At 29.6% G+C, this 12,605-nt stretch carries 11 protein-coding genes; 3 read left to right on the forward strand and 8 right to left on the reverse strand.

The features are described 5' to 3' along the window. The coding region (locus ABY863_RS04600; protein WP_372793091.1) for a type IX secretion system membrane protein PorP/SprF at positions 1-202 on the forward strand (202 nt) is incomplete at its 5' end. A gap of 899 nt (positions 203-1,101) precedes the next feature. On the opposite strand, the gene ABY863_RS04605 is transcribed toward ABY863_RS04600, so the two are convergent. Together ABY863_RS04605 and ABY863_RS04610 are read right to left on the reverse strand one after the other, a co-directional pair. Further along, positions 1,102-2,694: a mechanosensitive ion channel family protein gene (locus ABY863_RS04605; RefSeq protein ID WP_372793092.1), complete on the reverse strand. Its 1,593-nt coding sequence runs from the start codon at positions 2,692-2,694 to the stop codon at positions 1,102-1,104. 70 nt (positions 2,695-2,764) lie between these two features. Continuing rightward, the gene (locus ABY863_RS04610; RefSeq protein ID WP_372793093.1) at positions 2,765-4,705 is read right to left on the reverse strand and encodes a YgiQ family radical SAM protein; all 1,941 of its coding nucleotides are present in this window, start codon (positions 4,703-4,705) and stop codon (positions 2,765-2,767) included. Between the two features lie 149 nt (positions 4,706-4,854). Between ABY863_RS04610 and ABY863_RS04615 the strand changes: the two genes are divergently transcribed. Further along, positions 4,855-5,346: a hypothetical protein gene (locus tag ABY863_RS04615; RefSeq protein ID WP_372793094.1), complete on the forward strand. Its 492-nt coding sequence runs from the start codon at positions 4,855-4,857 to the stop codon at positions 5,344-5,346. A 59-nt stretch (positions 5,347-5,405) separates the two neighbouring features. Here ABY863_RS04615 and ABY863_RS04620 read toward each other — a convergent pair whose 3' ends face one another. The 4 genes from ABY863_RS04620 to ABY863_RS04635 all read right to left on the reverse strand — a co-directional run bounded on the left by ABY863_RS04620 (position 5,406) and on the right by ABY863_RS04635 (position 10,079). Next, entirely contained in the window at positions 5,406-6,326 is a 921-nt protein-coding gene (locus ABY863_RS04620) for a mechanosensitive ion channel family protein (protein WP_372793095.1), read from the reverse strand. Between the two features lie 115 nt (positions 6,327-6,441). Beyond that, positions 6,442-7,233, reverse strand: a complete 792-nt coding sequence (locus ABY863_RS04625; RefSeq protein ID WP_372793096.1) for a glucosaminidase domain-containing protein — start codon at positions 7,231-7,233, stop codon at positions 6,442-6,444. 3 nt (positions 7,234-7,236) lie between these two features. Then, positions 7,237-8,169 (reverse strand): 1-aminocyclopropane-1-carboxylate deaminase/D-cysteine desulfhydrase, encoded by a 933-nt coding sequence (locus ABY863_RS04630; protein ID WP_372793097.1) that lies wholly within the window; start codon positions 8,167-8,169, stop codon positions 7,237-7,239. After that, positions 8,160-10,079, reverse strand: coding sequence for an ABC-F family ATP-binding cassette domain-containing protein (locus ABY863_RS04635; RefSeq protein ID WP_372793098.1), 1,920 nt, complete (start codon positions 10,077-10,079; stop codon positions 8,160-8,162). Before ABY863_RS04635 ends, ABY863_RS04630 begins: the two co-directional genes overlap by 10 nt. Before the next feature lie 125 nt (positions 10,080-10,204). Here ABY863_RS04635 and ABY863_RS04640 point away from each other — a divergent pair, with 125 nt between their 5' ends. Next, positions 10,205-10,609: a DUF983 domain-containing protein gene (locus ABY863_RS04640; protein WP_372793099.1), complete on the forward strand. Its 405-nt coding sequence runs from the start codon at positions 10,205-10,207 to the stop codon at positions 10,607-10,609. On the opposite strand, the gene ABY863_RS04645 is transcribed toward ABY863_RS04640, so the two are convergent. Together ABY863_RS04645 and gldN are read right to left on the reverse strand one after the other, a co-directional pair. Then, a complete protein-coding gene (locus tag ABY863_RS04645) occupies positions 10,575-11,630 on the reverse strand; it encodes an NAD(P)/FAD-dependent oxidoreductase (RefSeq protein WP_372793100.1) in 1,056 nt (351 codons plus the stop codon). The genes ABY863_RS04640 and ABY863_RS04645 overlap by 35 nt on opposite strands. 72 nt (positions 11,631-11,702) lie before the next feature. Continuing rightward, entirely contained in the window at positions 11,703-12,605 is a 903-nt protein-coding gene (gene gldN, locus ABY863_RS04650) for a gliding motility protein GldN (RefSeq protein ID WP_372793101.1), read from the reverse strand.

A 12,605-nucleotide genomic window follows, 5' to 3' on the forward strand; every position in this document is an offset into this window, starting at 1 on the left:
AATTTCACATCGTTTAGATGAATCTATTTCAGGATTGTTTCAAGTGCGCGTAAATGATTATTTTAAAGTAGGATATTCGTATGATAGTTTAACCAATAATTTGAATAACTATAACAATGGTTCTCATGAAATTAGCTTGGTATTTGATTTAGGAGTGAATGGAAAATACGCTTCAAAAAAGAGAACACCACTATTTTGGTAAACAAGCAAGTAGTATAAATTTAAAAAAAGCAGCGATTACTAATCGCTGCTTTTTTTGTTTTAAATGAAAATAGTATCATAAGGTTTAAATTAAATCGTCATTCTCGCGTATGCGGGAATCTTTTTCATCGGAGTAAGAAAGTAACATATAGATCTTGAATGGGCAGAACTCAGATTAAGCCGGAGATGACGTTTCTTTGTTATTTTGTAGGTTTAATATTCATGAGATTGATTCCTTTCCACTGCGTTTCAATCGCAATGATGGTTCATAGGGGCGTTATTACGAGGCGCGATAGCAACGAAGTAATCTCAATACGTCATTGCGAGGATTTTTTACGACGAAGCAATCTGTTGCTTTGTAGTTCTAATCATGAGATTGCTTCCTTTCAGTCGCAATGACGTTTCTATTGGCTTCAAAAGAAATAGACTATTAAATTGGGACAGCGCATAGGCAAAACTTTGTATATCCTCTGTTAAACCTGGTAAATTCTTTGTTAATTCTAGTATAAGTAACGGAGATATTCATAATAATTGTACAATTATTATATAAAAAATAGTAGAATTAATTTAAAAATAGTGTACAATTATTTGGAGAAAGTTCTACTATTTTCACAAAGCAGGTTAAAACCCTTTAAAATATAGGCTTTTAGAAGTGCTATAAACGTACGAAAATAAAGAATCCAAAACACTATGTTAACAACTTATTTATTAACATTTTAGACTTAAAATAGACTTAAAAAAATAGGCTGTCTGAAAAGTGTATAAAATTCGTTTTGTCAAACTAAGCCAATCGAAGTTAACCTTTAGTTTCAATTAGTTAAAATATTTCGACAAGCTCAATATGACATAAAGTTTCACTTTTCAGACAGCCTATTTTTTAAACTTCAAGAAGTAAGTACATTACTTAATAGCACCTATTATTTGTTCCAATCTATTTTTATCAATATTATAACCATTACCACTTCCTTTTTTCTCAGGAAATTGTTCTATCATAATTGTTGATGATGGGAATGCAAATTCTACCCCTAATTCTTTAGCTAATTCTAAAATTTTAATGTGTAAACTATGTTTAGATGATTGCTCTAGATTCCAATCTAGTTGTACAAAATAAACATTTAATAGTATCAACAAGGCTGAATCTCCAAAACCTGAAAACTCAACATTAAATGCATCACTACGTGTTTCAGGATGTAAATCTATAATTTTTCGAACACCTTGTGCAAAAGCATTAATTAACTCTGGTGGTGTATCATATCGTATTCCTAAATTAGTTTGATAACGACGAAAAGCACGCAAACCTTTATTATTTACAACCATTTCTGATAATGCGCTATTTGGTATTTGAAAAACAGAAGTATCTGCAGCTCTAACAGTAGTTGAACGAAATCCAACAGTTTCAACCGTTCCAATTACAGTTCCAGCTTCAATCCAGTCACCAATATGAAAAGGTTTATCAATAAAAATCATGACTGTTCCTATCAAGTTTTTAACCGTATCCTGTGATGCTAATGCAACTGCTAAACCACCAATTGAAGCACCAGCAATTACCGTAACTGGTTCAATTCCAAAAAGAGTTAATAGTTTTAAAAACCCGAGGAATATAACTATTCCCGTAAGAAAATTATCTAAAATAGGTACTAATTGATCGTCTAATTTCCCGTGCGTAGATTCAGCAAAATCTGCATAAATACTCATAACTACCTGTACTAGTTTTAGAAATACATAAATCCAAAATACGGTTACCATGATATTTAACATTAAAAACAAAATAGTATTAACATTTAAAGGAAGGAATAATGAGGGAATAAGAACCTTAATAAAGGCTATTAATAGTAACAATACAACGGGTCTTGTTAATTTTTTTAGAGCCAATTTAATATTTACACTCGTTTTATGAATTATTAAGTATTGAATTTTCTGCAAAACGTAAAAAACAATTTTTTTAAGTACATAAAATAAAACAACACTAATAAGTATTAATATTAACAAACCTAAATATTGCCATACTTCAATATTCAGTATTTTATAATGACCAAACTCAGGTATCATTTCTTTTAACTTTTCAGTATGCCAAGGAAATGTACTGCTATATAATTCATTTATTTTTGATGTAGTTTCAGTAGAGTAATACCAGTTCTTCCCTATTTTTTCAACATAAATTTCAGGAATTCTATTGGGAAACAATATATATTTATGTGCATTATCAAATAAAGCTGAATCAGTATACATACTATCCGTTGGAACTTTTGTAAAATCAATCATCAATCCTTTCCCATCTAATATTTTCTTTAACTTTATAGCTAAATTTTCAGCTTCTTCTCCTTCAAAACCAGCGATAGTAGTTGCTGCTTTTGAAGGATCGTAAGAGTCTGACTGTAAAAAATATATATGTGTATAAATTGCTGAATTTGGATTACTTAAATCAACTTTAACCTTAGTTTGTGCAAAAATTACTGTTGAAAGTAATAAAAATAAAAAACTAATCTTTTTCATTTTAATAGGTATTTAAACTTCACATCAAAATTAAGGTATAATTTGTTAGCTATAAATTAATGTGATAAAATTATTTTCTTTTCTTTTTGGAGTTAAATTTATTTTTCTTTCTTGAAGTGAAAGTGACAGTATCATTAAAGGTGTCTTTAGCTTTCTCTGCCTTGTTTTTCCGCCAGGAATTATTTTCAGGAAGTAATCTTTGAAGTAAATCACTTCTACCTACTTTGGTCAATGTGTTTCTAATCCATTGTTGGTTTTCTTTTTTATACCAAAAGAAGAAACGATGTTGTTCATCTTTTTCCTGCTTGCTTTTTGGCGTACGTGTAGGTTTTAGTGTATATGGATGGTAACCACTATAATAAATCACAGTTGCAACGGTCATAGGTGTTGGTGTAAATCCTTGTACTTGTTCCAACTGAAAACCCATATCCTTTGTTTCTGCAGCTAAATTTGCCATATCTTCAACTTCACAGGCTGGGTGATTTGAAATAAAATAAGGTATTAATTGCAAGTTTAACTTTTTACGAATATTTATTTTATCAAAGCGTTCTTTAAATTTATGAAAATAAGAGAAAGAAGGTTTTCGCATTAATTTCAACACATTATCTGAGGTATGTTCAGGAGCCACTTTTAAACGCCCAGAAACATGATTTGTCATCACTTCCTCTGTATAGGCATCTAACTCTTTTGGATCGGCTAATTTATTAAATTCTGGTACTAATAAATCGTGGCGAATTCCACTTCCTATAAACGATTTTTTTATTTTTGGATGCTTGTCAACTGCCTTATATAATTCTGTTAAAGGCTTGTGTGAAGTATCTAAATTATGGCAAATTACAGGTGAAATACAAGAAGGCGAAACACATTTGTCGCAAATTTCCTGAACCTTACCTTTCATTTTATACATATTTGCTGAAGGGCCTCCAATATCAGATAAATATCCTTTAAAATCGGGCATATTAGCAACTTGGTCAACTTCTTTTAAAATAGATTCCTGACTTCTACTTGCAATAAATTTTCCCTGATGCGCTGAAATAGTACAAAAACTACACCCTCCAAAACAACCACGGTGAATATTTATAGAAAACTTTATCATTTCAAACGCAGGAATTGGTCCTCGTTTATTATATTTTGGATGTGGCAAACGTGTAAAAGGCAAATCGAAAGAAGCATCAATCTCCTTTTCCGTCATGGTATGATACGGCGGATTTATAACCAATGTAGAGGTATTTACCTTTTGAAAAATACGATCTGCAAATAACTTATTAGATTCTTGCTCAATCACTTTAAAGTTGGAAGCAAACAATTTTTTATCTTTCAAACAAACCTCGTGAGAATGAATGCTTACATCTTTCCAATTTTTATTCTTTGGAACTTCTTCATCATTTTTCAATAAAAATGCTGTTTGATTTACCGTTTTAATACTTGAAAAAGGAACTCCTTTTTGTAATAAAGTTACAATTTCACGCAAAGGTTGTTCACCCATACCATATACCAATAAATCAGCTTTTGAATCTTCTAAAATTGTTGGTTTTAAAGTATCACTCCAATAATCATAATGTGTAACTCTCCGTAAGGAAGCTTCAATACCTCCAATTAAAACTGGCACATCAGGAAATTTTTCCTTTAAAATGTTAGCATAAACAGTAGTTGCATAATCTGGTCTAAATCCTTTATCTCCATTTGGAGTGTATGCATCATTATCACGTCTTCTTTTACTTGCCGTATAATTACTAACCATGGGGTCCATACATCCACCTGTTACTGCAAAGAACATTTTAGGAGTCCCCATTTTAGTGAAATCTTGTAAATTATCATTCACACTTGGCTGAGGAACAATTGCGACTCTTAATCCATAACTTTCCAAAATTCTACCCACCACTGCATGTCCAAATGCAGGATGATCTACATACGCATCTCCACTAAAAAGAATTACGTCTAGTTCTTCCCAACCTCTAAGTTTCACCTCTTTATTAGTGGTAGGCAACCAATCTGAAAGTTTATTCATCATATTTTGCAAAAATACGCTAAATAAAGTAATTCATATTATTTTATTAAAATCCTGAAAAACTGTTAACAAAGGTTAATGAGTGTTAACGTTTTAAACCTTAGTAATTTTAAATGGTCAAAGAGGTATAACAATATAAAATTATAATAATTATGAAAAAAATAATAGGAATTTTAGCAATTGCCTTTTTAGTTTCAACAACTATAAATGCACAAGGAAAAAGAAATAAAATTGGTCAAAAAAATGAATTTTCACCAGAACAACATGCAACTTTACAAACAAAAAGAATGGCTTTACATTTTGATTTAGATAAAAATCAACAAAAAGCTGTTTATAACTTGAAGAAAAAACAAGCTGAAGAACATCAAAAAAATGTTAGAATTCTTAAACAAAACAAAAAAAAGGGTGTTCGACTTACAAATGATGAACGTTTTCAATTTCAGAACAATCGTTTAGACAGACAACTGGAGAATAAAGTTGAAATAAAAAAAATTCTAACCAAAAAACAGTTTGGAAAATGGGAGAATGATTATAAATTTAGAATGAAAGATGGAAAAAAATGTTTGGCTAAAGGAGATAAGAATCATAAAGAAAGAGGACACAAAAATAATGGAGAACCAAGAAATTATAACACAAGATGTTAGTTTTAATTTGATTTGATTGTTAGTTTTAAATGAGAAACGCTGTTAATTACAGCGTTTTTTTATTGGTTCTCATTATTAATAGTAAGATTAGGCATTCCAACAATTTCAAAAGTAGCGGAGGCAAATGTTACTTTTCCGCTTGTTTTGTTAATTTCTCTCAAAATATCTTTAAAAAGTTCATTTTTTGTTATTCTTCTTTTTTTGAAATCAACTACATATCTAAGATTAAATTCTATCCAATTATCTGTCAGTTTAAATGTTACTGTAGCATCAATATTAGCATTTTCAATTAAATATTTACTTACCATTACTTTCCAATGATCTTTTGCGAAATTGGTATAATTTAACAATGATCTTTTTGCAACATCAACTATAATTTGGTTTGCAAGTGTAATATCAGACCCGTATTTAATTGGAATGTCTATTTCATCCCAAACAAAAGGAAAATCGGCTGAGTAATTATGAACAGCCCCTTTAAAAACAAAAGCATTGCTAATTTGAACTATCCGCCCACTGTAATTATCGCTTTTAACCCACTCACCTATTTCCATTAAAGTAGTTCTAGTTACTCCAATATCTATTACATCTCCTTTTATGCCGTTTATTTCTATTCTATCACCTGGCTTGTATATATTTGATCCAAAAATGGCAAACCAACCAGCAACACTTAATATAACTTCTTGAAGTGCAAAAGCAATACCCGCACTAATTAAACCAATTGAAACCGTAAAATACTGTAACTCACTTGTAAATGTGACAATAAGTAAAAGCAACACAAAAATATAACTTACAAATCTTACAATTTTTTTTAAACGGTAGCGAATGGTATTGTCTTTAAAACTTCTACTGATGCTTTTTCTAATTAGCCATGATAAAAAGAATATAAGTGCTGTCCAAGAAATAAACTGAGCAAACTCAAACAGCAACTGGCTTGATTCCCAATTTTTAAAATTCTGCATAAACTTTTCCAATTCACTCATTTTTGAAGGAATTAAATTGACAAAAACAGCACCTCTAATATACTGATTTTAAAATATTTAATCAATTAATAATCCTAAAAATAAAATTATAAAAATAGTGAAGAAAATTTATAGGTTAATTTATTAAACTTAATGATTGCCCAATACTGATATCATTAGAATTTAATCCATTCATTTTTTTAAGTTCATTAATGGTTAAACCATATTTTTTTGAAATTGAATACAACGTATCACCCTTTACAACAATATGATTATTCAACTCAACTTTTTTATCACTTTTAAACTCTTTACCTAAGACTTGAGTATCGTATTTATGCAACTCATACTTTTCAATCAATGCAATTAATTTTGCGGGATATCTTCTATCGGTAGCATATCCTGCTTCACTTAATCCTTCTGCCCAACTTATGTAATCTCCTTCTTTTAATTTAAACAATTTCGAATACCGATCTCTACTCGTTAAAAATAAAGAATGATCTTTAAATGAATTTAAGGGGTTGTCGTACTTTCTAAAACATTCCCCTTTTTCATCATCATCATGATAAACACCTTCTCCTAACCAACCTTTATGGCATTTAATTCCAAAATGATTATTTGATTTTCTTGTTAACTCACTATTACCACTTGATGATTCAATAATACCTTGTGCAAGCGTAATACTTGCAGGAACTTTAAATTCACGCATTTCGTCCATCGCGGTTTCTTTAAATAAGGCAATATATTCTAATGTTGAAATTGTAGCAGAGGGCTTTGTCTCGTGAATAATTTTAATGGGTTCTTTTTCCTCTATTACTTCAACAACTTTGACTTGAATTTTTTTAGGATGGTAAGCAACTCGTTTTTTAGATTTACAACTTGAAAATACCCCAATTATAAGCAAACAAATCAATATATATTTCAACTTCATAGGTTAACGTATTTGTGTTAAATTTTTCTTTTTTAATAAATTATTCATTCCTTCAATTCCCTGCAAACCACCCGTATGAATTGCCAAAATTTTAGTTCCTTTATTAAAATAATCTTTTTTTATTAGATCTACAATACCAAATAACATTTTCCCGGTATAAATTGGATCTAAAGGTATTTGTGTTTCACTTTTAAATTTATTTATAAAAGTAATTAATTCTTCTGAAATTTTAGCATAACCACCAAAATGATACTCAGTATTTAAACTCCAATTATCATTTATTAGTAAATGTTTCTCAATTTCTTTTTGAAGGAAATCACCTTTTAGAGCAGGAAATCCAATTATTTTTTGATGCTTTTTAGATGAGTTTATCAATCCAGAAATTGTACCACCTGTTCCAATTGCACAACAAATTATATGGTATTGTTCATCAGAATCTGATAAAATTTCTTCACATCCTTTCACTGCAAAATTATTGGTTCCCCCTTCAGGAACTAAATAAAAATTACCGAATTTTTCTTTTAAATTTGCAATAAACTCAGGTGTGGTTTTATTTCTGTATTCACTTCTTGAAACAAAATGAAATTTCATATTGTGTTCTGAAGCAAATTTTAAAGTTGGATTCTCTTTAAGGGTTTTATCTAAATTAGTAGCCAGTTCATCACCTCTAATAATACCAATTGTTTTAAAATTATGTTCAAAACCTGCCGCTGCAGTTGCTGCAATATGATTAGAATATGCACCACCAAAAGTTAACAACATATGCTGTTTTTGTTTAGCGGCTTCCATTAAATTGTATTTTAATTTTCGGTATTTATTTCCTGAAATAAAAGGATGTAGCTCATCTTCACGCTTTATAAACAGTGAAATTTCTTTATCTTTTATTTCCGAAAAGTAAACTTGCTGTATGCTGCTATTAATATTGTTTAAGAACAATTCTCTGTTTTTTCTTCAATTTCAGCCCATTCCTCCATTAATTTTTCTACTTTTTGTTTTTTTGCTTTGTAGTTTTCAAAAAAATTGGGTTTTGTAGAAGTCGTTTCAAAGTCTTCAGCTAAATCCACATCCATTTCTGAAATTTCTTTTTCCAACTGATCTATTTGAGCTTCAATTTTAGATAATTTATTTTTTAATTTTTTAAGCTCTTTTTCTTCTTCTCGTGATAATTTATATTCTTCTTTATTAGAAGCCTCTGGTTTTTTTGCTATCACAGTTCTCTTTTCTGCCTCTCGCAAATTTTCAAGCTGATGTTGTTCCAAGAAAAAGTCGATATCACCTAAGTATTCTTTAATCACCTTATCTTTAAAACCATATACGGTACTGGCTAACCCTTGTAAAAAATCACGATCATGCGACACCAAAATAAGTGTGCCATCAAATTTATTAAGTGCTTGTTTTAAGACATTTTTTGATGCTATATCTAAATGGTTAGTTGGCTCATCCATAATTAAAACATTAAACGGAGACAATAACAATTTGCATAATGCTAATCTATTTCTTTCACCACCTGACAACATTTTAGCTTTTTTATCTACCGCATCTCCCCCAAACAAAAATGATCCTAGCATATCTCTAACTCTGGCTCTGTTACCATCTGTGGCAGCATTTTCCATAATTTCCAATACGGTTTGTTCTGGCTCTAAATATTCCGATTGATTTTGAGCAAAATACCCAATTTGTACATTATGCCCCAATTTTAAATGGCCACCATGCGGTATTTCTCCTACTAAAATTTTTGCCAAGGTAGATTTTCCTTGTCCGTTTTGCCCAACAAAAGCAATTTTACTATTTCTTTCTATTAATAAATCTACGTTTTCTAACACGTGTTTTTCGCCATAACTCTTTGAGAGATTTTCAGCTTCAACAACTACTTTCCCTGGTTCTTTTGAAATTTGAAACCGAATATTCATCACTGCATTGTCATCATCATCTACTTCAATTCGCTCTACTTTGTCTAGTTTTTTTATTAAAGATTGAGCCATAGTTGCCTTGTTAGCCTTGGCTCTAAATTTATCTATTAAAACTTGCGTTGCCTTAATTTCTTTTTCCTGATTTTTTTGAGCTTGTAATTGTTTTTCCTTTATTTCACCGCGTAATAATAAAAACTGGGAATATGGTTTTTTATAATCATAAATTTTACCCAAAGAAATTTCAATGGTTCTATTAGTTACATTATCTAAAAACATTTTATCATGCGATACTAAAACAATGGCACCTGCATACACTTTTAAAAAGTTTTCTAACCAAATAATAGATTCAATATCTAAATGGTTTGTTGGCTCATCTAACAATAAAATATCATTATTTTGTAATAATAGCTTTGCCAATTCAATACGCATTCTCCATCCACCTGAGAACGTATCTGTTAGCTTATCAAAATCTTCTCTTTGAAAACCTAATCCTTGTAATATTTTCTCCGTATTACCTTGATAATTATAACCTCCAAGCAATTCATATCTATGTGTAAAATCATTTAAATCAACCATTAAATCATGATAGTATTCACTTTCATAATCTGTTCTTTCCGCTAATTCTTGATTTATTTTATCTAATTTGATTTCTATTTCTTTAATTTCTTCAAAAGCTTGATATGCTTCTTCTAAAATTGTTCTTCCTTCAACAAAATCTATATCCTGACGCAAAAAACCAATACGCACCTCTTTATCAAAAGCCATAGTTCCACTAGTACTTTCAATATCTTTAGAAAGTACTTTTAGTAGAGTAGATTTTCCTGCTCCATTTTTTCCAATTAAACCAATTCTATCTCCTTTATTTAATTTAAAAGTAATTCCTGAAAACAAATCAGAACCGGCAAAAGAAACCGTTAAATTATGTACGTTAAGCATTTGTATTTTATAATTTAATGTAAATTTGTGTTTTTTATATAAACGATGCAAACTTACTATAAATAAGTTTGGTACTCGATTAAAGTTATTTATTTTAAAAAAAAAGAGTCTTAGACGTAAATTTAATGAAAATAGTTAAAAAAGGATCAAAATTATATAGCATTTTATTTAATAAATGCCCTAAATGTCATGAAGGTGATTTTATGATTGAAAAGAACATTTTCAAACTTCACAAAGCATTTAAAATGCATGAAAACTGTTCAGAGTGTGGTTTTAAATATATGATGGAACCTTCTTTTTTTTATGGAGCTATGTATGTTAATTATGGACTAACGGTTGGGCTTGCAATAGTTACATTTGTAATATCAACATTGGTTTTTCATTTAAATTTACTTCAAAGTTTTATTCCTATTGTAGTTATATTAATTTTAACAGCTCCAATTACCATACGTCTTTCTCGAATTATTTGGATTAATCTATTTGTTTCTTACGATGTTAATCTAAGCAAAGATGTTGAAAACGATCAATAGAAATCTCTTTATCAATTTCCACTTTTTCTTCTAAATAATTGTATAATGCTTTTGCCGCTACTGGAGCTATCATTACACCTCGAGTTCCCAATCCATTTAGAATCGCTAAATTTTTAAATTTTGGATGCTTTCCTACTAAAGGTCTTCTATCTTTTACAGTGGGTCTAATTCCTGCTGTATGCTCAACAATTGTGTAAGGAACTGTTATAAAAGATTCTAACTTCGTAATCAATTCTTGTTTCCCTTCCTCCGTTGGAAGCTTCGTTTTATCTTTCCAATTAAATGTTGCACCCACTTTAAAATAATTATCACCTAAAGGAAGTACAAATACTGAAGCCTTAATTAAAAAATCTACATTTAATTTAGGAGCAAGAATAGTTATCAACTCTCCTTTGGCTTCTTGCATAGGTAAATAATTAAAAAATGGATTTTTGGGCAATCCAAACCCTTCACAAAAAATAATTTTTGCTGCTTTTATATTTTTGTATTCAACACTTTCATCGTTTATTTTTAATTCGGCATATTCAAAACTTTCATTTTTTAATAAATTTCTTTCTGCTAAATAATTTCTATAATCCTCCAATAGTGCTTTAGTATCAATCCTTCCTGTATTTGTTAATTTTCCAAAACCATTAGCTGCTAAAACTCCTTCAAAATTTTTATTAATTAGTTGAGAAACCATATAATTAGAAAGCAATGGTTTGTCACAAGCAATAAACCAATTATTTTGCTCTTCAACCGATTTAAATATTCGGTAAATATTTACTTTAAAATCGTATTTTTTATTGAATTGCTTCTCCAATTCTTCATAAAAAGGTACTGCAATTTCTAATTGTTCAATAGCATTCCAAACGGGTGTAAAACGTTTTAAAATTACTGGATTGTACATTCCTCCAGCAACAATTGAAGAGTTTTGAGAATGATCTTCAAAAACTATAAATGATTTTTTATTTTTGTCTAACTCTTTTGTAAAAGCTAAACCCGCTAATCCTAATCCAACAATTATATAATCTACTTGCATTGTGTAAATTTAGGCTATAAAACAAAAAACTCTTGCTATCTGCAAGAGTTTTTTGTTTATATATTTAAGAATTTAATAATTCCACATATCCAATTCTTTATTTCTAATTTCGTCTTTAATTTTGTTAGATTCAATGACTTGGAATAATGCATTTCCTTTTACATACTGTGCAACATCTCTATTTCCATAAATATTTTCTTCTCTATAAATAATAGAATTAAATCTTCTGGCATTCAACAAATGATCATATGAAATTGGGTATGCTGAATTTTTTTGATTGAAAACTTTCATTTCATGGAGTGTTTGCCTTGCATCTGGAAACCAAACCCAAAACAAAGGTAATTGCTCAGAAATATCCATATCTTCTCTCCCCATCATTTGAATATCTGGTGCAATAGGCGCTAACGCCAATAAACGATATTTTAATTCTCCCTGGCGTTTGTCAAAATACCAAAGTCCTTTAATCTTAAAACCTTCAATATCTTGAGATGTTAAGTTAATTTTATCAACATATTCATCAATATTAGTTGCTCCAGCATTCAATTCATCAATACCAGCTTCTGTAGTATCAATTCTGTATAGTTTACTGCTTATTTCAGCTTTTGTCATTTTAGCTGTAAAATAAGAGTCATCATAAACTTCTGTTATTACACCACTTTTTATACCTCTAAGTAATGTATCAAATAATGAGCGTCTATTTCCAGAAACAGTAGTAGTATCAACAGGATAGTACATTGGTAAATTAATACGTTCATTTAAATCAATATATTCCCAAACAACTTTAGACCATAAAATATCTCTATCATCAATATAACCGTATTCTAATGGCTTATCATTATCAACAGCCAATTGCTCGTCGGTTTTTTCGCCAATATTAGAAGGTTTTTTCGCATTCAATAAATTTGACTGTGCATATGTTGCGCTAAACAGCAAAAATGCCAAAATAAAAATCCCAATATTTTTCTTATTCATCAT

It is taken from the genome of Lutibacter sp. (genome assembly GCF_041562875.1).
In the GTDB taxonomy this organism is placed as follows: domain Bacteria; phylum Bacteroidota; class Bacteroidia; order Flavobacteriales; family Flavobacteriaceae; genus Lutibacter.